This is a genomic window from Rodentibacter caecimuris (assembly GCF_010587025.1).
Lineage (GTDB): Bacteria > Pseudomonadota > Gammaproteobacteria > Enterobacterales > Pasteurellaceae > Rodentibacter > Rodentibacter caecimuris.
In genome coordinates this window covers 2,546,104-2,567,595 of the sequence record NZ_CP040863.1, presented here as the reverse complement: position 1 = coordinate 2,567,595, position 21,492 = coordinate 2,546,104, and the positions used below count along the sequence as shown (strand labels likewise).

At 40.4% G+C, this 21,492-nt stretch carries 17 protein-coding genes and 1 pseudogene; 10 read left to right on the top strand and 8 right to left on the bottom strand.

Annotation, left to right across the window (positions count from 1 at the left end):
* Nucleotides 1-56 precede the first annotated feature (56 nt).
* Nucleotides 57-230, bottom strand: a complete 174-nt coding sequence (locus FEE42_RS12410) for a DUF5363 family protein (protein WP_157888081.1) — start codon at nucleotides 228-230, stop codon at nucleotides 57-59.
* Nucleotides 227-2,080 carry a tRNA(Met) cytidine acetyltransferase TmcA gene (locus tag FEE42_RS12405; RefSeq protein WP_164028765.1) on the bottom strand — a complete coding sequence of 618 codons (1,854 nt, stop codon included), beginning with the start codon at nucleotides 2,078-2,080 and terminating at the stop codon, nucleotides 227-229. The genes FEE42_RS12410 and FEE42_RS12405 overlap by 4 nt, the downstream gene beginning before the upstream one ends.
* 125 nt (nucleotides 2,081-2,205) lie before the next feature.
* Here FEE42_RS12405 and FEE42_RS12400 point away from each other — a divergent pair.
* From FEE42_RS12400 to FEE42_RS12385, 4 genes and pseudogenes are all read left to right on the top strand, one after another.
* Nucleotides 2,206-2,667, top strand: a pseudogene (locus FEE42_RS12400) (PTS sugar transporter subunit IIB); the annotation flags it as partial.
* Between the two features lie 11 nt (nucleotides 2,668-2,678).
* Nucleotides 2,679-3,473, top strand: a complete 795-nt coding sequence (locus tag FEE42_RS12395; protein ID WP_077585887.1) for a PTS mannose/fructose/sorbose transporter subunit IIC — start codon at nucleotides 2,679-2,681, stop codon at nucleotides 3,471-3,473.
* Nucleotides 3,474-3,483: 10 nt separating this feature from the next.
* Complete coding sequence (locus tag FEE42_RS12390) at nucleotides 3,484-4,317, top strand: PTS system mannose/fructose/sorbose family transporter subunit IID (protein ID WP_164028764.1); 834 nt, start codon at nucleotides 3,484-3,486, stop codon at nucleotides 4,315-4,317.
* A 63-nt stretch (nucleotides 4,318-4,380) separates the two neighbouring features.
* A complete protein-coding gene (locus tag FEE42_RS12385) occupies nucleotides 4,381-4,764 on the top strand; it encodes a hypothetical protein (RefSeq protein WP_164028763.1) in 384 nt (127 codons plus the stop codon).
* 40 nt (nucleotides 4,765-4,804) lie between these two features.
* Here the strand turns inward: FEE42_RS12385 and FEE42_RS12380 are convergent, their stop codons facing one another.
* The 5 genes from FEE42_RS12380 to FEE42_RS12360 form a co-directional block, all read right to left on the bottom strand.
* The gene (locus tag FEE42_RS12380) at nucleotides 4,805-6,646 is read right to left on the bottom strand and encodes an ATP-binding protein (protein ID WP_164028762.1); all 1,842 of its coding nucleotides are present in this window, start codon (nucleotides 6,644-6,646) and stop codon (nucleotides 4,805-4,807) included.
* A gap of 161 nt (nucleotides 6,647-6,807) precedes the next feature.
* Nucleotides 6,808-9,621: a valine--tRNA ligase gene (locus tag FEE42_RS12375; protein ID WP_164028761.1), complete on the bottom strand. Its 2,814-nt coding sequence runs from the start codon at nucleotides 9,619-9,621 to the stop codon at nucleotides 6,808-6,810.
* A gap of 20 nt (nucleotides 9,622-9,641) precedes the next feature.
* Nucleotides 9,642-10,562: a restriction endonuclease gene (locus FEE42_RS12370; protein ID WP_164028760.1), complete on the bottom strand. Its 921-nt coding sequence runs from the start codon at nucleotides 10,560-10,562 to the stop codon at nucleotides 9,642-9,644.
* Nucleotides 10,563-10,829: 267 nt separating this feature from the next.
* Nucleotides 10,830-11,417, bottom strand: coding sequence for a hypothetical protein (locus FEE42_RS12690; protein WP_206023153.1), 588 nt, complete (start codon nucleotides 11,415-11,417; stop codon nucleotides 10,830-10,832).
* 29 nt (nucleotides 11,418-11,446) lie between these two features.
* On the bottom strand, nucleotides 11,447-11,878 hold the full coding sequence (locus FEE42_RS12360) for a DNA polymerase III subunit chi (protein ID WP_059365472.1): 432 nt from the start codon (nucleotides 11,876-11,878) through the stop codon (nucleotides 11,447-11,449).
* Between the two features lie 499 nt (nucleotides 11,879-12,377).
* Between FEE42_RS12360 and fumC the strand changes: the two genes are divergently transcribed.
* Entirely contained in the window at nucleotides 12,378-13,772 is a 1,395-nt protein-coding gene (gene fumC, locus FEE42_RS12355; protein ID WP_077582507.1) for a class II fumarate hydratase, read from the top strand.
* A 110-nt stretch (nucleotides 13,773-13,882) separates the two neighbouring features.
* A complete protein-coding gene (locus tag FEE42_RS12350; RefSeq protein WP_059365474.1) occupies nucleotides 13,883-14,485 on the top strand; it encodes a chalcone isomerase family protein in 603 nt (200 codons plus the stop codon).
* 26 nt (nucleotides 14,486-14,511) lie between these two features.
* Here the strand turns inward: FEE42_RS12350 and FEE42_RS12345 are convergent, their stop codons facing one another.
* Nucleotides 14,512-15,411, bottom strand: coding sequence for an ATP-grasp domain-containing protein (locus tag FEE42_RS12345; RefSeq protein WP_059365475.1), 900 nt, complete (start codon nucleotides 15,409-15,411; stop codon nucleotides 14,512-14,514).
* Between the two features lie 126 nt (nucleotides 15,412-15,537).
* Here FEE42_RS12345 and FEE42_RS12340 point away from each other — a divergent pair, with 126 nt between their 5' ends.
* The 4 genes from FEE42_RS12340 to FEE42_RS12325 all read left to right on the top strand — a co-directional run bounded on the left by FEE42_RS12340 (nucleotide 15,538) and on the right by FEE42_RS12325 (nucleotide 21,429).
* Nucleotides 15,538-15,801, top strand: a complete 264-nt coding sequence (locus FEE42_RS12340) for a GrxA family glutaredoxin (RefSeq protein WP_059365476.1) — start codon at nucleotides 15,538-15,540, stop codon at nucleotides 15,799-15,801.
* Nucleotides 15,802-16,172: 371 nt separating this feature from the next.
* Nucleotides 16,173-17,423 (top strand): NADP-dependent isocitrate dehydrogenase, encoded by a 1,251-nt coding sequence (gene icd / locus FEE42_RS12335; protein ID WP_059365477.1) that lies wholly within the window; start codon nucleotides 16,173-16,175, stop codon nucleotides 17,421-17,423.
* Between the two features lie 98 nt (nucleotides 17,424-17,521).
* Nucleotides 17,522-20,125 (top strand): bifunctional aconitate hydratase 2/2-methylisocitrate dehydratase, encoded by a 2,604-nt coding sequence (gene acnB / locus FEE42_RS12330; RefSeq protein ID WP_164028759.1) that lies wholly within the window; start codon nucleotides 17,522-17,524, stop codon nucleotides 20,123-20,125.
* A 29-nt stretch (nucleotides 20,126-20,154) separates the two neighbouring features.
* The gene (locus FEE42_RS12325; RefSeq protein ID WP_059365479.1) at nucleotides 20,155-21,429 is read left to right on the top strand and encodes a citrate synthase; all 1,275 of its coding nucleotides are present in this window, start codon (nucleotides 20,155-20,157) and stop codon (nucleotides 21,427-21,429) included.
* Nucleotides 21,430-21,492: the final 63 nt, after the last annotated feature.

Here is a 21,492-nt window from a genome sequence, read left to right as displayed (position 1 = left end):
ATAGTTTACTGAATTAAAAATGGGGATTCAAGCTGAAGTCTGTATAAAAAAACAGGTTATTTTTTGAAAAGTGAATCTTCTTTACATAAATTTCCGTTTTCGTCTTCGCGCATTTTGGGTACACCACAGCAGCTCGGGGAATCAAGATCGTAAGTTTTAAGAAAATGATCATATTTTTCCAACGCCCGTTTAAACCAGCCTTTTGGTTTCTCTTTTTTTTCTGTTGTCATAAAAGTTCCTCTAAGTATTGTTTAATTTCTAAACGAAAGCATTCTACGCTTTTTTTCTTGTCAAAGGGTAATTGTTTTTTCGTTAAATAGCTTGAAAGTTGTGGAAAATTGCGTTTATTTTGCGCCCTTAACAAACGTTGAATCGCGGGCATTGAGGAAAATAAAGAGCGGTTGAAATAGGCAAAATTTTTTAAGCTTTGCCAATCTTCCTCATTAAGTATCCAATCAATTTTTCCGCGCATTATTTTTTTAGCCAAAGGATGAATAAATAATGCCACGTTACGTTGAAATTGTTGCCGTGCAATTTTCGTCAAAGCCCTTCCCTTTTCCGACATACCCTTCAAAGCAATAGCTGAATAACAACCGCTACTGGCTTCTTGATGCTCCCCTAAATGAACCAAAACAAAACCGCACTTTTGCCAGAAATGTGCTAATTCTTCCGTATAACCGAAACTGACGGAAAGAAAATCAGCCTCGGCATTATCCATTGAGCTAATCAGCCTTTGCCCGATCCCTTTTTGTTGCCAATGAGGTTGTACGGCAATGCGAGAAATTCGTAAAGACTTCAACCGACAGGCTTCGGGAAAATTGCCGTGAAAACACAAAGATTGTGGTACAAGGTTTCCTTTGGGGCGGCGTGTTCCTTGTCGGATTTGTGCAATCAGATTTTCATCCTCCATTCCGCCTTCTTCCAACGCCCAAATAGCACCAATAAGCTGTCGTTGATCATTCGCCAAATAAAAATGCTGCCTTTCACCATCAAATAAACGACGTAAATCAATAGGCGAAGTCCGATAATGCGCCAGTATCATCAAGCCATAAAAAGGTTCAGGCGACTGAATTAACTGAGATTGTGTTATTTTATGAATCTGAATCTCACTCAGTGCGTTATAGGCAATTTGCTCAAATTTATCTTCGGCATTCAGCAATAACAAATCTTCAATAAACGATTCAAGAACATCATTTTTTTGCCAACGCAAAGGATGATAGAGTTCCACTTGTTGAAAAGTGCGGTGGATTTTTTGTTTGAATTTTAATTCAAAGCCACGTCCGGTTCCCTCATAACTATGAATGGTTGTACTAAAAACAATGTGGCGAAAATATTGGGAAAACTGTTGTAGCAAAGACAACGGAATCATCGCCGCCTCATCAACCAAAAGCCAAGCATTTTCGGCAAATGCCGCATCTTGTCGTAATCGTTGGCTTAATTCATCCGGTGCAATAAATTCAACGGTTCTTTTTGCAAAATCATATAATGAATTGACCGCACTTTTGTTAGGCGCGGTGAGATAAATCGGGGTATCAATGTGATTAACAAGCAGCCCTAATAATGCTGATTTTCCCCGTCCGCGTTTTGCCGTGAGAAAATACAGATCACATTGTCGTTGCAAGATTTGCTCAAGGATCTGTTGCTGTTCAGCTGTAGCTGATTTGCCCTTTTCTTCACAATGAAAAACGGACGAAAAACCAACCGCACTTGCTTTTCTCAAAATAGGAAAATGGTAGCGTTTCACACATTGTTTGAAATGATGAATAAAATTTGCTGTGCTGATGGCAGAAGTACCGCTATTCCAACGAAGACTATCAAAATCAGGGTGTTTTTCTAAATTTTCCCAGTCCGAAACCAGCAAACATAAGGTTCCTCCCATTTTTAGCGTACCGGCAACAATCGCAAGGGCTTCTAAATGAATGCCATTTCGTGCATCAAATAAAATATGTTCAAATTCTTGCCCCAGTAAATTTGCCACTTTAGAAAAGGGAATTCCCTGTTCTCCAACAATTAAAACTTGTGGAGGGCAAGACTCGGGTAACACATCAGAAATAAGTACTTGGCATTGGCGGTTTAGCATAAGCAATCCTTATCATTATTTCGGAGCATTTTAACGAAATTTTAATATCGACAAAACATGATAAATTTTGACCGCACTTTCCTGTCAAAAGCACTCCATTATTCGCTGTCTATTTTGCCACCATTCGTTTGATTCATGGTCAAGTGGCGACATCTTGGGCAAAAGCAGTGAAATGTGAAGCTATTTTTGCGATCAGTGATGAAGTGGCAAATGATGAACTTCGCAAAGAATTGTTACTTCAAATTGCACCGCCTCATTTAAAAGCCTATGTTATTTCTGTGGATAAAGCGATTAAGGTGTATAACAATCCTAAATATGCCAACCGTCATATTTTAATGCTCGTAACAAAACCGGAAGATGCACTGCGTTTAATTGAAGGCGGGTTGCGGATTGATACCATCAATGTAGGCGGAATGACACATAAAGAAGGCAATAAACAACTTTCTGATGCAGTCACCGTCAATCCATCTAATGTGGAAGCATTCAAAAAATTACTCGATATGGGGGTAAAACTCTCACTTCAAAAAGTGGCAGCCAATAAACCAATCGAGCTTACCCGTGAAAAATTAGATTCAATTAAATTTTAGGAGAGCCTTTTATGTCAACAATGGAACTCATTTTAGTCGTACTGGTTGCAGCAATCTGCGGCATGGGGAGTGTGTTAGATGAACGTCAAACCCACCGTCCACTTTTTGCTTGTACCATGATAGGTCTTGTCTTAGGCGATCTTGAAACCGGTATCATTCTTGGCGGTACCTTAGAAATGATCGCATTAGGCTGGATGAACGTAGGGGCGGCAATGGCTCCGGATGCGGCACTGGCAAGTGTTATTTCTGCAATCTTGGTTATTAAAGGTGGACAATCGGTTGGTACCGCCATTGCCATTGCCGTACCGGTTGCTGCGGCAGGCCAAGTATTAACGATCTTTGTTCGTACTTTAACGATTTTCTTACAACACAAAGCCGATAAATTTGCGGAACAAGCGAATTTCCGAGGGATTGAACTCTGTCATTTTGCCGGTCTTTCTTTACAAGCCTTACGTGTTGCGGTTCCCGCATTAGCCGTCGCTTTAGTGGCAGGCACGGATAGCGTAACCAGTGCATTAGATGCAATTCCTGAAGTGATTACCCGTGGGTTACAAATTGCTGGTGGCTTCATTGTAGTTGTGGGCTATGCGATGGTTATCAATATGATGCGTGCAGGTGCATTAATGCCATTCTTCTTCCTTGGCTTCGTGATCGCCTCATTCACCAACTATAACTTAGTGGGTTTAGGTATTTTAGGCACTTGCTTGGCAATGCTGTATATCCAATTAAATCCTCGCTTTAACCAAGCCGCAATGCCGGTAGCGACAAAAAGAAAATTAGCCGATAACGAATTAGAAGGTCTATAAGGAGCGTATTATGTCAGATCAAAAAGTGACACTTACTAAAGGTGATATTTTAAAAACCTACTTCCGTTCAACGTTCCTTTTAGGTTCATTTAATTTTGAACGTATGCAATCAATGGGATTTTGTGTTTCTATGATCCCAACCATCAAGCATCTATATAGTAAAAAAGAAGATCAAGCCGCGGCATTAAAACGCCATCTTGAATTCTTCAACACCCAACCTTGGGTGGGTTCCACCATTATGGGCGTTACCGCTGCGATGGAACAGGAACGGGCAAACGGTGCAAAAGATGTGAATGATGCGGCAATCAGCGGGGTTAAAGTGGGCTTAATGGGGCCGCTTGCCGGTGTGGGCGACCCAATTTTCTGGGGAACATTACGCCCTGTTTTAGCCGCACTGGGCGCCGGTATTGCTTTAACCGGTAGTCCTTTAGGTCCATTATTATTCTTTATTTTAATTAACATCATTCGTCTATTAACCCGTTGGTATGGTTTCAAATACGGGTATGAAAAAGGAACGGAAATTGTTTCCGATATGGGCGGTGGCCGTTTACAAAAAATTACACAAGGTGCCTCTATTCTCGGTCTCTTTGTTATGGGTTCCCTTGTATCCAAATGGACGACGATTAATGTGCCATTAGAACTTACCCGCTATAACAATCAGTTAGGTGAAGAAGTGGTTGTTACCCTTCAAGGCGTATTAAATGATCTTCTTCCCGGTGTACTTGCATTATTACTTACCTTCTTATGTATGTATTTATTACGTAAAAAAGTGAATGCGATGATTATTATCTTTGCCCTATTCGGGGTTGGGATTTTAGGTTACTGGGCGGGTATTCTTGCTTAGAATACTTGAAATATTTCACCATAAGGGCGTATGATAACGCCCTTATTTCTTAGGGTAAACATGATGAAACTCAAAGAATTAATACAAGCGCCGCCCAGTGAAACTTATATCAAAAACAGTTCCCAGTTGGTTTCCGGTCTATTTATTATCGGCGGATTACTTTATTATCCGACAAACGGTTATGGTACGCTCATCTCCTTAGCGCTGGCATTCATCGTGTTATTCGGGCAAAAAATGTTGCTTACTCAAGCAAATAAAGATTTCAGCGATATGTATCAAGCGAAACAATTTTTTGAACAAACGCAAAATGCCGATTATTTACACTTTATTATGGCGCGTTCCGAACAAATGCTAAAAGATAATAAAGTGCTGTCTGATAAGGCAAAACGTGAAATTCACCTGTTGCGAAAATACTCGGAAGATAAACTGAATAATAAAAACTCCTAAAAAAACGACCGCACTTTCGCTTTAAAGTGCGGTCTTTTCGTTATCCAACAGAATTCAAATAATCTTCCAATTCTTCGACATTAACTTGCCAGTAACTATTCAGTTCACGAAGCCAATTTTCAATATTATCGTTCCAGCCCTCTTCCTGATTACATTGCATTTTTTCCGCAAGTTGCTGTAATCTGCTTAATCCGACAGAACCTGCTGCTCCTTTAATTTTATGCGCCACATCCGCAACACTTTGATCGGCGGTGTGATCCGACAAATAAACCTTAAAGGCTTCATTAAGTTCTTGAAGATATGCCGGCATCATTTGTTTAAACAAGACTAAATTCCGTTCGGTTTGCGTTTTACCTAACAGTTCTATCAGTTCCAGGTTTAAAGACTGATAGGATGACTGTTTTTCTACGGCTTTAGAATCGATACTTTTTATATTTCCTTCACCAAAAAAATGATAAAAACAACGTTTTAACTCATCTAGGGCGAGAGGTTTACGCAGAACCGAATCCATTCCCTTACTTTGGTACTCCTCTTCACTTTGCATCACATTTGCCGTGAAGGCAACAAGAGGTGGGAGAAAATCATAAATGCCGTCTTCGTATTTTTTACGTAGATAAGCGGCTATATCAAAACCCGACATATCCGGTAATTTAATATCAAGCAATATAATATCGTAAGTATTGCGTTCAAAAAGCTTAATCGCGTCTTTTCCATTCATCGCAACATCAACACTATGTCCCAGTTTTTCCAATACACTTTTTGCGACAAGAACATTTAATTCAATATCTTCAACTAATAAAACCGATAAATTCAACGGTTGAATAGGTTCACAATGATTAATTGGATGAGCTTCTTTAGCATAGATAGTCAGATCAAAGGTTGAACCCTGACCAAGCCGGCTTTCGACTTGAATATCGCCTTTCATTAATAAGGCGAGATTTTTTGATATTGCAAGCCCTATTCCACTACCGGAAGATCGATTTGTATTTTCTTTCACACGATAATACATTTTGAAAATGTTATCCTGCTCACATTGGGCGATCCCTATGCCGGTATCAGAAACACTAAAACGATAAATATCTTTTTCTAAAGACTGAATAGTGAGTTTAATTGTGCCTTTTTCAGTAAACTTCACTGCATTAGCAATCAAATTTAAAAGAATTTGACTCAAACGTGCTCTGTCCAAATAAAGCAAATCCGGTAAATGAGGTTCAACGTCTAAAATAAATTTAAGATTTTTAGGTTCGACCATTAAAATGGCAAAATTTTGAATATCATTCAATAATTCATTCAAATTAATCGGTTCAAGGTTCAATTTTAGACGTTTTGTATCAAACTTATCTAAATCAATAATATCGCTAAAAATATGTCCTAAATTGACCGCACTTAAGTTAATTGTTTTTAAATAATTACGCTGCTGCTCTGAAAGCTGATCATCCAATAAGATATGGCTCAACCCAATAATACCATTAAGCGGTGTTCGCAATTCATGACTAATAGTCGCAAGTAAGCTACTTTTTTCTCGATTATTTTTTTCTAATTTATCTAAGGCAATAGAAAGTTTCTTTTCAGCGATAATTCTTTCCGATACTTCATTTCGTAAACGTAATACCGTTTTAGACAGATCCAATCTTGAGCGTTCTAATTGTTCAACCAGTAAAGTCAAAAAATAAATAACGAAAGGCGCAGTGAGAAGCCCGAAGATAATTGAACGGACAAGCACCATCCAATCAATTTGATTAGTAATAAATAGACTAAGTAAAATCTGTGCACTCAACGCTAAGACGGCGAGAATGAATAATCCAAGTAGGGAAAACCGAACACGTCCGAGTTTTATAACCCAATCGACATATCGTTGCGCAAAATATTTAAAGTTTTTCATTATTGATTCAATGTGGGAAAAGATACTGGCAAAGTATTTTAGCACTGAAAGGAAAATTGTATATCTATTAGTTGGTATGAGCGGGATAGCAATAGTGGGAATCATCATCCCACTATATTTTTTAAATAAAAAACGCTGAACCGGTCAGCGTTTTTTCAAAATTATAATGCTTCAATCGCTCGGTATTGAGTCTGCAATTTCTCAAGTCCCGCTTGATACTCTGCCATTTTTTCACGCTCTTTGTTGATTACCGCTTCCGGTGCTTTGGCAACAAAGGCTTCGTTACTGAGTTTACCCTCAATGCGTTTAACCTCATTGGTGAGCTTGTCGATCTCTTTGGTTAAACGGGCAAGCTCTGCCTCTTTGTTGATAAAGCCCGCCATTGGCACAAGCACTTCCATATTGCCGACCAATTTGGCAACGGAAAGCGGCGCTTCCGAACCAGCCGGAATTGCTTGTACGCGCTCCAGCTTCGCCATTGCTTTTAGCAAGCGGTCGTTTTCCGCCAAAATTTGGCAATCGCTTTCTTGGGTATTGCGAATGAGCAATTCTAACGGTTTACTTGGCGCAATATTGCTTTCCGCGCGGATATTCCGTACCGCGACAATCACCTCTTTCAACCAGCCGATTTGCGCAAGTGCGGTCGGATTTTCAAGGGCTTCGTCATATTGCGGGAACGGTTGCAACATAATAGTGTCGCCTTCCACGCCGGCAAAGCCTTTCACTTTCTGCCAAATTTCTTCGGTGATAAACGGAATAATCGGATGAGCCAAACGCAACAATTTTTCCAATACATTGATTAACGTGTCGCACGCCCCACGCTTTTCTGCCACCGAACCTTGCGCAAATACCGGTTTGGTCAGCTCCAAATACCAGTCGCAGAATTGATTCCAAGTAAATTCATACAGGGCATTGGCTGCCATATCGAAACGGTATTGGCTAAGTGCCTCACGGAAGGTTTTCACCGTGTTATTAAATTCCGCCTGAATCCAACGATCCGCCAATCTGAAGGTTTTCTCGCCCTCGCCCAATTCGAGCGCATTCATATTCATCAGCACATAGCGGCTGGCGTTCCACAATTTGTTGCAGAAATTGCGGTAGCCCTCAAGGCGTTTCATATCCCAGTTGATGTCCCGACCGTTGCTCGCTAACGCAGCCAAGGTAAAGCGTAACGCGTCCGTGCCGTGCGGAGCAATTCCCTCTGGGAACTGCTTAGTGGTGGACTTAGCAATTTTTTCCGCCAGTTGCGGCTGCATCATATTACCGGTGCGTTTTTCCAATAACGCCTCAAGGCTGATACCGTCAATCATATCAATCGGGTCAAGCACGTTCCCCTTAGACTTCGACATTTTCTGCCCTTGTTCATCACGGATTAACCCCGTTACATAGACGGTTTTGAACGGCACTTGCGGTTTGCCGTTTTCGTCCTTGATGAAGTGCATCGTGAACATAATCATTCGGGCAACCCAGAAGAAAATGATGTCAAAGCCGGTGATTAACACATCGGTCGGGTGGAACATTTTCAGCTCTTTGGTTTGTTCCGGCCAGCCGAGCGTGGAGAACGTCCATAGCCCCGATGAGAACCACGTGTCCAGTACGTCTTCATCTTGGGTTAAAGGTAAATCCGCCGGCAGATTATGTTTTTGGCGGGCTTCTTCTTCACTACGGGCAACGTAGATATTACCCGCTTCGTCATACCACGCCGGAATACGATGCCCCCACCATAACTGGCGAGAAATACACCAATCTTGAATATCCCGCATCCACGAGAAGTAGAGATTTTCGTACTGCTTCGGCACAAATTGGATTTCGCCGTCTTCCACCGCTTTAGTCGCCACTTCCGCAAGCGGTTTGACGCTCACATACCATTGATCCGTTAAATACGGCTCAATGACTACGCCGGAGCGGTCGCCGTAAGGGCGTTTTAACTCGTGCGGTTCGATTTTTTCTAAATAACCTTCCGCTTCTAAATCAGCAACAATTCTTTTACGTGCCTCAAAGCGATCCAAACCACGATAACGCTCAGGAGCGTTGTCGTTTAAGGTGGCATCGGGGTTCATTAAATTGATGATTTCAATATCGTGGCGCTTGCCCACTTCGTAGTCGTTGAAATCGTGCGCCGGCGTGATTTTCACACAGCCCGTCCCAAATTCAGGGTCTGGGTAAGGGTCAGCCACCACCGGAATGATACGGTCGGTCATCGGGACGTGTACCATTTTACCGATCACATCTTTGTAACGCTCATCATCAGGGTGAACCGCCAAACAGCCGTCCGCTAAAATCGTTTCAGGACGGGTGGTCGCAATGTGCATATAACCGCCGCCAAAGGTTTCGGATTTATCCACAAACGGATAGCGAACGTGATACATAAAGCCTTTTTCATCACGGTTTTCCACTTCCAAATCGGAAATCGCGGTACGCAGTTTCGGATCCCAGTTTACCAAGCGTTTGCCACGGTAAATCAGCCCCTCTTCGTGCAAGCGAACAAAGACCTCTTTTACCGCATTGGATAAACCTTCGTCCATTGTAAAGCGTTCACGATCCCAGTCGATAGAGTTACCTAAACGACGCATTTGCTGGCTGATTGTTCCGCCTGAATAGGCTTTCCAATCCCAGATTTTGTCGATAAACGCCTCACGCCCGTAATCGTGGCGGGTTTTGCCCTCTTCGGCAGCAATTTTACGCTCCACCACCATTTGCGTGGCGATACCTGCGTGGTCAGTACCCGACTGCCACAGGGTATTATGCCCTTCCATACGGTTAAAACGGATCAAAGTATCCATTAAGGTTTGCTGGAAAGCGTGCCCCATATGCAAGCTCCCCGTTACATTCGGCGGCGGAATCGCAATACAGTAACTCGGCACATTCGGATTTTCATTCGGTTTAAAATAACCTTGTTCTTCCCAGTGTTTATACAGGGCTTGTTCTACCGCAGATGCCTCAAAGCGATCTGCCATTTGGAAGTTTTTTGTCATTTTTTCTCTCGTTATGTACTTTAATTTATTTCATCGTTCGGGATGTTATCCCAAAAATCACTATCTAGTTTTTTAATACTGAATTCTTTCTCTATTTGTACACCTAATTCGTATTCATAAATATATTTAGCTAATAAATTCCCATCGATTAAAACTATCCTAGCTTTGGAGAAGTTTTTTGCAAAGTTTTCAGCATCTTGAGAAAATTTTGCTGTTGTTATGAAAACACCTTTAGTGGCATTTCCTTCTAATCCCAGTAATGCACCAGTGAAACCTTGAATTTCAGGGCGACCAATACTTTTATCTTTCTGATAACGCTTTGCCTGCACATAAATTTGTTCAAAGCCTAAGATATCGCCTTTAATTCTTGCATCAATGCCGCCATCTCGACTAACTTGAGTGACCTGTCCGTCACCATAGCCCATTTTTTGTAATAATTGTGTTACTAAGTTTTCAAATGCTTTTGGTGATTTACTCAAAATAGTATCCAAAATATCATTATAAACTTGTGCTCTGATTTCCTTATAAGAGCTTTCTAATAATGATAATGGTGTTTCTTCTGTTTCTATTGTAGTTAATATCTCTATTCTTTTAGCTGTTTTTTGTTTATTTCGATGATAATTAATATTAATAAATCTTGCTAATTCATCATTAGAGCAATTTAAGTATTCTTTTCCTAAATCAGTAATAATATATTTTCTTAATTTTTCCTTTTTTATAAAGGAAATCAAACCTGATTTTTCTAAATCGTTTAATTTCCACATTACTGTATTTTCAAAGATTTTTGCATTACTGACCTCATAACGTTTATTAAGAAAATCTTCATCTAACTGAAATATAGAAGCTAATTTAGAAATAATTTCTGGTATAGATATATAATTTTCAGTGTTCAGTAAATTTAGGATTGGGCTCAATAGCTCTTTTGATTTGTGGTAACTCATACTATTTCCTTAAAATTACTTTGCCATATTTAATGGCAACCTAAGAGCCATCAGGGTAATGTTCAACAATATTGCAATTGCAGCTTAGACACTAAAAAGTGAATGCTTCACGCTGCTTTTTTTATCTTGTTCATAACCACAAATCAGCTCAAACAAAGTGGATATATATTGCTCGTTTTTATGGTAATCATCAAAACACTGATAAAGCCGTCTCGGACTCAATTACATTTGTTCCTTAAAGTGCGGTTAAATTTCAGGAAGTTTTGATTACTGATTCAAACGAATCTCGTCTTTCACTCGCTCAATTTCTAAAAATAAACGGCGTTCTTCTTGGCGACAGAAACTGTTATTACCTAATTTTTCCGCTTCAGGGGTACAACGTACTTGCTTGTATTGAGATTCTAGCACTTTAAGCATTGCTTTTTGTTCGTTCAGATAGCGACTTTGCGCAGTACTTTTCGCCTTTTTTACCGGCTTGGTGATCACTTGAGTTGCCACCGACACGTTGTCTTTTTCTACAACCTGTGCAGGTTCTGTTTCTTTGATTTCAACTTTAATGTTATCCGTTTTATCGTTTGTTTGAGCTTGAGCTTGAGCTTGAGCTTGAGCTTGAGCTTGAGCTTGAGCTTGAGCTTGAGCTTGAGCTTCAAGTTTAGTTTCTACCGAAACCGTTGCAGCTACCGATTCGTCTTTTTTCACCTCCGATTCCGCCTTATCATTCATTGCTTTGGGTGTAGGAGCTGGAAGTGCGGTTGATTTTTCAGTTGTTTTTGTTTCTTGGTTATCGCATGCGGTTAGCGTTAAAATACTTGCTCCGACAAAAAGAGATAAAACAAATTTAGTTGATAATCTCATATAAACTCCGTTAGGTTATTCGAAAAGTGTTACGCATTTTCAGTGGAAAGCTGCCAACCTTGCATACGTAGTTGTTTATAACGTTCCCGTGCTTGGGCTTTTGACATTTCCTCCACCGGAACAAAATCAATTAATTGAGTAAAACTATGACTAAACTCCGGCACATCATGCTGCAAATTAATGAGTAAATCACGTCGTTGTGCATTGCGTTTTCCGCGCCATGAAATCTCAATAGGTGTGGGATATTGAGTCGCTTCACCCGATAAGTTATGCGGCACAAATTCATTGGGATCCCGCTGCCAAAGCGCTTCGTCAATATCAAGTGCTTGTTGTTCCGTTTCACAAGCGATCAAAATCCGTTTTCCTAAACGCCAAGCAGAAGCGGCAAGATCGCAGGCGAGTTGTTCTACACTTTTCTTACTTTCTGCATTTAAAATATAAAATTGTGCATTTTTCGCCATTTTTGTCTCAATTTTGCCAAGTTTAAAACTGCAAGATTTTACTAAAAAATGATGAAAAAATAAATCCTTCAAGAAAAGATTATTGTCCTACCATGATGTTTAAATTAATGTTCTTTCCGCTTTATACGGAATTGAATTTTTAGACCATTTTCGTCTGTCTGAACAAAACAAGTTCAGAAAATTTCTGTAACGATAAATTCAATGGGATAAAAGATAAAAGAACGCAGGGCGTGTTTTCCTTTTTCCTACTTTGCGTTGTATAAATTATAGAAAAAGCAGGTCATTCATTGAGCAAAATCCGATACTGAAAAAAATAAAAGAAAGTCACTCATCATCTGTGAAACCCTATATGAAAAAACACGCTCAAAACACACCGCACTTTTATGATCTACATCACAAAACTGATTTTTAGCATTTCCGTCTCGTTCCATTCATAACTCCTAGGTGTTAGAATCAACCCGTTTTTATTTTCAATCTATATTCTATAAGGAGTATCACAATGGCATTTCGTATTGAAAAAGACACTATGGGCGAAGTTCAGGTTCCTGCCGATAAATATTGGGCGGCGCAAACCGAACGTTCACGCAATAACTTTAAAATCGGGCCTGAAGCCTCAATGCCAACTGAAATTATTGAAGCCTTTGGTTATTTGAAAAAAGCGGCAGCCTTCGCAAACCATGATTTAGGTGTATTACCTGCTGAAAAACGTGATTTAATCGCTCAAGCCTGCGATGAAATTCTTGCCAAGAAATTAGATGATCAATTTCCACTCGTTATTTGGCAGACCGGTTCCGGTACGCAATCCAATATGAACGTCAATGAAGTCGTAGCAAATCGTGCGCACGTTTTACATGGCGGTAAATTAGGGGAAAAATCGATTATTCACCCAAATGATGACGTAAATAAATCACAATCTTCAAATGATACTTTCCCAACAGCTATGCATATTGCGGCATACAAAAAAGTAGTGGAACACACTATTCCTTGCGTAGAACGTTTACAAAAAACCTTCGCTGCCAAATCCGAAGCATTCAAAGATGTAGTGAAAATTGGTCGTACTCATTTAATGGATGCGACACCATTAACGTTAGGTCAAGAATTCTCTGCCTACGCTGCACAATTAGATTTTGGTTTACGCGCATTAAAAAACACCCTTCCTCATCTAAGCCAATTAGCTCTCGGTGGTACGGCAGTCGGTACAGGATTAAACACGCCGAAAGGCTATGATGTGAAAGTGGCGGATTACATTGCTAAATTCACCGGACTTCCATTTGTTACCGCTGATAATAAATTTGAAGCATTAGCGGCGCACGATGCCATCGTAGAAACCCACGGCGCATTACGCCAGCTCGCGATGAGTTTATTTAAAATTGCTAACGACATTCGTTTGTTAGCCTCCGGCCCTCGTTCCGGTATCGGTGAGATTTTAATTCCTGAAAATGAACCGGGTTCTTCCATTATGCCGGGCAAAGTAAACCCAACCCAGTGTGAAGCGATGACCATGGTTTGTGCACAAGTATTTGGTAACGACACCGCCATTGCTTTTGTAGGTTCACAAGGCCATTTCCAATTAAATGTGTTTAATCCGGTGATGATCGCCAACTTCTTGCAATCCGCACAATTATTAGGCGATGCTTGTGTTTCTTTCGATGAACACTGTGCTGTGGGTATTGAACCAAATTATCCGCGAATCAAACAACAACTTGAAAATTCATTAATGTTAGTCACCGCACTGAATACCCATATCGGTTATGAAAATGCGGCGAAAATTGCCAAAACCGCACATAAAAACGGTACAACCCTACGTGAAGAAGCGATTAATCTCGGTTTGGTTTCAGCCGAAGATTTCGACAAATGGGTACGCCCGGAAGATATGGTGGGCAGCTTAAAATAAACTTCCCCATAAAATGGCGGTCAAAGGCGGGTGATTCACTCGCCTTTTATTTGTGGTTTTTTAGGCGTTTTTGCTATAATCCGTGCGTTATCGAACCGTAAAAGAACAATATGAAAATTAAATATTTTTTCGTGGCAATTTTAGCCTTTTTTTCAACCGCTCTTTCCGCCCATTGGCAGTTGGTGGGCAATGCCGAATATACTTGGGGGCCTTTCCATGTGTATAGTGTCGGGCTTTTTTCTGAAACCGGTTCATACCAAGAAAATCAATCCCCACTAATGTTTTCCATCAAATATGAAAAGCCGATTGAAGGCAAAAACTTCGCTATCACCTTAATAAAAGAAATGGAAGCTCAGCAATTCGATACGGATGACACCACTGCTTGGCTAAAAAAAATGCAGGAAATTTTTCCTGATTTTTCACCAAATGACATTTTAAATTTCGTGGCACTAGAAAATAAAGGTTATTTTATCGCTAACGATACTGTGTTGGATCATGAGTTTGATCGTAAATTTACCCGAGCTTTTATCAATATTTGGCTTTCACCGAAAAGTAGTTTCTTAAAATTACAACCACAATTATTAGGCAAAGAAAAGCGCGGTCAAAATAAACAAGAATTTCAATATAAACCGGATAGCGAGCCTTTTGACGAAGAAAATTCTATGCCGGAATTACCGCCTAATTATGATCCTCAACATAATTTGAATGGATAAATAAACGGCGAGTAATTACTCGCCGTTTATTTTTGCCAAGTCATTTTCTCCAAATAGAGAATCATCTGTAGCGCAATATCCACACCGCTGGTTTTCTCGATCATCTCCAAGCCGGGGCTTGCATTCACTTCCAGCACCAATAAACCGGATTTTGAGCGAATAAAATCCACACCTGAAACCGCCAATCCTAATGCTTTGGTTGCCTTGATTGCAATTTGTTTTTCTTGTTCGCTCAGTGTGATTTTTTGCGCACTTCCGCCTCGGTGGATATTTGCTCGAAATTCACCGTCTTGCCCAAAGCGTTGCATACTCGCAACAACCTTATCGCCGATAACAAAACAGCGAATATCTGCGCCATCGGCTTCCTCAATAAAATCTTGCAATAATACCGGAACACTCACTTGTTTTAAGGTTTCTAAAATACTGACCGCACTTTGTGCATTTTCCATCAACATAACACCAATGCCCTGAGAGCCGTTTAAGGTTTTCAGGATCAAAGGAGAAACCATTTTTTGAACGGAGGCTTTCGCCTCCACTTCAGTACCGGATAATTGACTATTCGGCACGGCAATGTTCTGCTCTCGCAGTATTTGCAAACTTTGCCATTTATCACGTGCCGTTAAAAACGCCTTTTCTGTGTTTAAACAATAAATCCCTTTTGCCTGAAAATGCCTCAACACGGCACAGCCCATTTTTGTACTTGCCGTACCAAAACGTGGTATCACCGCATCATAATCAGGTAAAAGGTAGGTATTGCCTTCCTTTGGCTGATAATAAATATCAAAGTGCGGTGAATTTTCCGTGAGTTTTAGAATACAACGATTCGGATCCAAAATATCCATTTCGTGTCCGCATTGTATTGCGGCTTCTTTCAGACGCTGACTACTGTATAAACGGGGTTCACGGCAAAGCATTAAAAATTTCATCAGAGATTCCAAACAAAAAAATGACGATACATTATACCAATCATAAAAATCCTGAAAATCTATTTATGGCAAATTAAAAAAAGAGTAGAATCACGAAAACTTTAACATTAACAAAGGGAAGAATTTATGTTTGTTGTTATTTTTGGTCGTCCGGGTTGTCCTTACTGTGTCCGTGCAAAAAATCTTGCGGAAAAATTAAAAGGCGAAGTCGCCGACTTCGATTACCGTTATGTTGATATTCATGCGGAAGGGATCACAAAAGAAGACTTATCCAAATCAGTCGGTAAACCAGTTGAAACCGTGCCACAAATCTTTATTGATGAAAAACCGATTGGTGGCTGTACCGATTTTGAAGCATTAATGAAAGAACAATTTGGTGTAGTAGCTTAAAATACAACACTAACCTGGTTGTTGTAAAAGTTCGGTTAATTTTCAAGGTATTTAAAACCAAAGAATTTATCTTTACTAAAAAAATTTGACTTCACCTAATTTAGAGGCTAAGTTCTGTACTCGTCAGAGCTTAGCCTTTTTATTTTTACTTGTAGGAATCATCAACATCATCATTGCTTCCCTCAATTCAAAAACTCGTTAGCATTAGATATATTCTCAATTCTAATCCATATCAAACCGGAAACCATTTAAATTATTTTATATTTTTGTAAATATATTGTTATTCAATGCGTATAAGGATTATACTTGCTATACAGTTGAAGAAAATTTTTCCTCAACTCAACCCTAACTCAACTCTGTGAGGTGAAACTATGCAACACAAAAAAGTAGCAACAGCGAATGGTCAAGCAATCACACTAAATCAAGATTGCACCCTCAATGTCCCAAACAATCCTATTATTCCATTTATTGAAGGCGATGGTATCGGTGTAGATGTCACACCTGCGATGCGTTTGGTCATTGATGCCGCAGTATCGAAAGCCTATGGTACGGAACGTAAAATTGATTGGTTAGAAATTTATGCCGGCGAAAAAGCCAATCAAGTTTACGGTGAAAATACTTGGTTGCCAGCAGAAACATTAAACGCGATTAAACAATATCATATTGCGATCAAAGGTCCATTGATGACCCCTGTGGGGGGCGGCATTCGTTCATTGAATGTCACAATGCGACAAGAATTGGATTTGTATAACTGTTTACGTCCAGTTCGTTATTATGATGGCACACCAAGCCCAGTGAAACATCCTGAATTTATTGATATGGTCATTTTCCGTGAAAATTCGGAAGATATTTATGCCGGAGTGGAATGGCAAGCCGGCTCAATAGAAGCGGATAAAGTCATTGCATTTTTACGTAATGAAATGGGCGTAAAAAAAATTCGTTTCACTGAACAGTGCGGTATTGGCATTAAACCGGTATCAAAAAAAGGTACACAGCGTTTGGTACGTTCCGCATTGCAATATGTTATTGATAATGATCGTCGCTCACTCACTTTAGTGCATAAAGGCAATATTATGAAATTTACCGAGGGGGCATTTAAGGAATGGGGTTATCAAGTCGCACAAGAATTTGGTGCTGAAATGATTGATAACGGTCCTTGGCACAAATTGAAAAACCCAAAAACTGGACGGGAAATTATCATAAAAGACTGTATTGCTGATGCATTTTTACAGGAAGTGCTGTTACACCCTAAAGATTATGATGTGATCGCAACTTTGAATCTGAACGGTGACTATATCTCCGATGCTCTGGCTGCTCAAGTTGGCGGTATAGGTATTTCACCTGGTGCAAATATTGGGGTGGAGACAGCTATTTTTGAAGCAACTCACGGCACCGCACCTAAAATTGCAGGACAAAATAAAGCGAATCCGAGTTCAATTATTTTGAGCGGTGAAATGATGTTACGTCATTTAGGATGGACGGAAGCAGCAAATTTAGTCGTAAAAGCAGTAGCGAAAACTATTTCCAATAAAACCGTAACCTTAGATTTGGCCGAAACGCTGGAGAATGCTAAATTGCGTTCTACCATGGAATTCGCACAAGACATTGTGAGTAATATGTAAGTAATTTACTTTTTATAGCTGTATTCTTTTTCCATGATAAATTTACTGAATCTTTACTCACGACCTTCTATTATTTTTCATTCAGACGGAGATCGCATATGTCGTTTTTAACTGAATACCAAACCCATGTTGACCAACGGGCTGCTCAAGGTGTCGTCCCTCTTCCACTCAATGCCCAACAAACCGCAGAATTAGTCGAGCTACTAAAAAACCCACCGCCAGAGAATCAGAATCTATTAGTTGAATTATTTGAAAGCCGCATTCCCACAGGCGTTGATGAAGCTGCCTATGTGAAAGCGGCTTTTTTAGCCGATTTAATTAAGGGGAACACACAATCACCCTTGATTTCACCACAAAAAGCAGTGCAATTATTAGGCACAATGCAGGGCGGTTATAATATCGAACCACTAATTGATACGCTAGAAATTGACAAACTCGCACCATTAGCGGTGAAAGCTTTATCTCATACCTTATTAATGTTTGATAACTTTTATGATGTCGCTCAAAAAGCCAAACAAGGTAATACTTATGCCCTGCAGATTCTACAATCTTGGGCTGATGCCGAATGGTTTTTATCTCGCCCTCAGTTAGCTGAAAAATTAACCTATACCGTATTTAAAGTCTCTGGTGAAACCAATACGGACGATCTGTCACCAGCACAAGACGCCTGGTCACGTCCTGATATCCCCTTACATGCATTGGCAATGTTAAAAAATTCAAGAGAAGGGATCAAACCTGATGAGGCGGGTGCTATTGGACCAATGAGACAAATTGAATCATTAAAACAAAAAGGTTTTCCATTAGTTTATGTAGGCGATGTAGTAGGAACGGGATCTTCCCGAAAATCTGCCACTAATTCAGTGCTATGGTTAATGGGCGAAGATATGCCCTATATTCCAAATAAACGCACGGGGGGAATTGTGCTTGGTGGCAAAATTGCACCGATTTTCTTTAATACAATGGAAGATGCCGGAGCACTACCAATTGAGCTTGATGTAAGCCAGCTTAATATGGGGGATGTGATCGATATTTACCCTTATGCAGGTAAAGTATGCAAACACAATACAGACGAAGTTCTGTCAACCTTTAAACTTAAAACAGATGTATTACTTGATGAAGTGAGAGCGGGTGGGCGCATTCCATTGATCATCGGGCGAGGCTTAACTCACAAAGCACGAGTAGAGCTCAGTCTACCTGAAAGCGATGTTTTTGCCAAACCGCAAGTTTCTAATAAAAATAATAAGGGCTTTACACTTGCTCAAAAAATCGTAGGGAGAGCCTGCGGAGTAACGGGTATTCGAGCTGGACAGTATTGCGAACCGAGAATGACCAGTGTCGGCTCGCAAGATACTACAGGTCCAATGACTCGTGATGAATTAAAAGATTTGGCCTGCTTGGGTTTCTCTGCTGATTTAGTCATGCAATCATTTTGTCATACAGCAGCCTACCCAAAACCAGTAGATGTGATAACTCACCATTCCTTACCAGATTTCATTATGAATCGAGGTGGCATTTCATTACGTCCTGGCGATGGCGTAATCCATTCTTGGTTAAACCGTATGCTATTGCCAGATACCATAGGTACCGGAGGAGATTCTCATACCCGTTTCCCAATTGGAATTTCCTTTCCAGCCGGTTCCGGATTAGTGGCATTTGCCGCAGCGACAGGCGTTATGCCATTGGATATGCCTGAATCTGTCTTAATTCGCTTTACCGGAGAAATGCAACCCGGTATTACACTACGAGATTTAGTCCACTCCATTCCTTACTATGCTATTCAACAAGGGCTACTCACCGTGGAAAAAGCGGGAAAGAAAAATATTTTCTCAGGAAAAATCCTTGAAATTGAGGGGTTGGAACATCTAAAAGTAGAACAAGCTTTTGAAATTTCCGATGCCTCTGCCGAACGCTCAGCGGCAGCTTGTAGTATTAAGCTCAATAAAGAACCTATCATTGAATACCTCAATTCTAATATTGTGCTACTGAAATGGATGATCGCCGAAGGTTATGGCGATAAAACTACGCTTGAACGCCGAATTAAAGCAATGCAAGATTGGCTCGCCAATCCGCAACTATTAGAAGTGGATAAAGATGCAGAGTATGCAGCCGTCATTGAAATAAATCTCAACGACATAAAAGAACCTATTGTATGTGCCCCAAATGATCCCGATGATGCTCGCCTATTATCTGAGGTACAAGGTGATAAAGTTGATGAAGTCTTTATTGGCTCGTGTATGACAAATATCGGTCATTTCCGTGCTGCCGGCAAATTACTCAATCAACACCAAGGAATGATCCCAACCCGTCTATGGATTGTACCACCAACTAAAATGGATGCACACTTATTAAGTGATGAAGGCTATTTTAGTATTTACGGCAAGAGCGGTGCACGTATTGAAGTACCGGGTTGTTCACTTTGTATGGGCAATCAAGCACGAGTGGCAGATGGTGCAACCGTAGTTTCCACGTCCACTCGTAACTTCCCAAACCGAATGGGTAAAGGAGCATTCGTTTATCTCGCCTCAGCGGAGCTTTCCGCTGTCTGTGCCTTACTGGGTCGCATTCCAACACCAGAAGAATATTTGCAATATGTACAAAGTCTTGACGCAGATAAAGACGATACCTATCGCTATATGAATTTCGATCAAATCGACTACTATTCTAACAAAGTTAACAGTTTAATTTTCCAAAAAGCCGTATAACACAAACCATATAAATAAGGAGACTTAATATGCCAAACTTACATCCAACTTTAACCGCAGAACTTCATTTAAGTGATGGTCGAAAAATTGCCTTACCAGTTTACCACGGCACTTTAGGCTATGATGCTATCGGCGTAGAAGCGCTGCAAAAACAAGGTTTATTTACCTACGATCAGGGGTTAACCTCCACTGCACTTTGTGAATCCAGCATTACTTACATTGACGGCGATCAAGGTATTTTATTACACCGAGGCTATTCAATAGATGAATTAGCCTTCAATAAAACTTATCTTCATACCGCATATTTATTGTTAGAAGGCGAAATGCCTACAGAAGAACAACTCACAGAGTTCAAAAAAGAAATTTGCTCACATTATATGGTAAACGATCAATTTACCCGCCTATTTCAAGGTTTCCGTCGAGATTCCCATCCAATGGCAGTCATGTGTGCAGCAAGTAGTGCGTTAGCAGCATTCTACAATAATGATTTCCAAACAGAAAAAAACATTGATCGTACAGCGATTCGTTTATTGGCAAAAATGCCTACCTTAGCAGCAATGTGTTATAAATATAGCATTGGCCGCCCATTTATGTACCCACAGTATCACCTCTCCTATGCAGGTAACTTCTTATATATGATGTTCGCCACACCGTGTGAACCTTATATCGTTAATCCAGTATTAGAACGAGCAATGGATAGAATTTTTACTCTACACGCTGATCACGAACAAAATGCTTCTACCTCATCAGTGCGTAGTGTCGCATCATCAGGCTCAAATCCATTTGCTTGTATCGCGGCAGGAATTGCCTCTTTATGGGGACCATCCCATGGTGGTGCCAACGAGGCGTGCGTAAGAATGTTAGAAGAAATCGGCACGGTAGATCGTATTCCAGAATTTATCGCTAGGGCAAAAGATAAAAAGGATCCGTTCCGCTTAATGGGTTTCGGACATCGTGTGTACAAAAACTACGACCCTCGTGCCAAAGTTATGCGTGAAACCTGCCACGAGGTGTTACAGGAGCTTGGCATCACCACCCCATTATTAGAAGTCGCTATGGAACTTGAGCACATTGCCCTAAGCGATCCCTATTTTATTGAACGAAAACTCTATCCGAATGTGGATTTCTATTCCGGTATTATTTTAAAAGCCATTGGCATTCCAGTGTCAATGTTCACTGTCATCTTCGCGCTAGGTAGAACAGTCGGCTGGATTGCCAACTGGAAAGAAATGAACGAAGAGAACCTAAAAATTGTCCGCCCAAGACAAATTTATACCGGTCATCAAGAGCGTCATTTAAAATAAGCAAGAAGTCTTTACTTCCTTAAAGTGCGGTTAAAATCAACCGCACTTTTTCATTTTACCCCT

Bases quoted from the DNA above. Each gene is read 5' to 3' on its own strand.
- FEE42_RS12410 (WP_157888081.1), bottom strand. From the start codon at position 230: ATGACAACAGAAAAAAAAGAGAAACCAAAAGGCTGGTTTAAACGGGCG.
- FEE42_RS12405 (WP_164028765.1), bottom strand. From the start codon at position 2,080: ATGCTAAACCGCCAATGCCAAGTACTTATTTCTGATGTGTTACCCGAG.
- FEE42_RS12395 (WP_077585887.1), top strand. From the start codon at position 2,679: ATGTCAACAATGGAACTCATTTTAGTCGTACTGGTTGCAGCAATCTGC.
- FEE42_RS12390 (WP_164028764.1), top strand. From the start codon at position 3,484: ATGTCAGATCAAAAAGTGACACTTACTAAAGGTGATATTTTAAAAACC.
- FEE42_RS12385 (WP_164028763.1), top strand. From the start codon at position 4,381: ATGAAACTCAAAGAATTAATACAAGCGCCGCCCAGTGAAACTTATATC.
- FEE42_RS12380 (WP_164028762.1), bottom strand. From the start codon at position 6,646: ATGAAAAACTTTAAATATTTTGCGCAACGATATGTCGATTGGGTTATA.
- FEE42_RS12375 (WP_164028761.1), bottom strand. From the start codon at position 9,621: ATGACAAAAAACTTCCAAATGGCAGATCGCTTTGAGGCATCTGCGGTA.
- FEE42_RS12370 (WP_164028760.1), bottom strand. From the start codon at position 10,562: ATGAGTTACCACAAATCAAAAGAGCTATTGAGCCCAATCCTAAATTTA.
- FEE42_RS12690 (WP_206023153.1), bottom strand. From the start codon at position 11,417: ATGAGATTATCAACTAAATTTGTTTTATCTCTTTTTGTCGGAGCAAGT.
- FEE42_RS12360 (WP_059365472.1), bottom strand. From the start codon at position 11,878: ATGGCGAAAAATGCACAATTTTATATTTTAAATGCAGAAAGTAAGAAA.
- fumC (WP_077582507.1), top strand. From the start codon at position 12,378: ATGGCATTTCGTATTGAAAAAGACACTATGGGCGAAGTTCAGGTTCCT.
- FEE42_RS12350 (WP_059365474.1), top strand. From the start codon at position 13,883: ATGAAAATTAAATATTTTTTCGTGGCAATTTTAGCCTTTTTTTCAACC.
- FEE42_RS12345 (WP_059365475.1), bottom strand. From the start codon at position 15,411: ATGAAATTTTTAATGCTTTGCCGTGAACCCCGTTTATACAGTAGTCAG.
- FEE42_RS12340 (WP_059365476.1), top strand. From the start codon at position 15,538: ATGTTTGTTGTTATTTTTGGTCGTCCGGGTTGTCCTTACTGTGTCCGT.
- icd (WP_059365477.1), top strand. From the start codon at position 16,173: ATGCAACACAAAAAAGTAGCAACAGCGAATGGTCAAGCAATCACACTA.
- acnB (WP_164028759.1), top strand. From the start codon at position 17,522: ATGTCGTTTTTAACTGAATACCAAACCCATGTTGACCAACGGGCTGCT.
- FEE42_RS12325 (WP_059365479.1), top strand. From the start codon at position 20,155: ATGCCAAACTTACATCCAACTTTAACCGCAGAACTTCATTTAAGTGAT.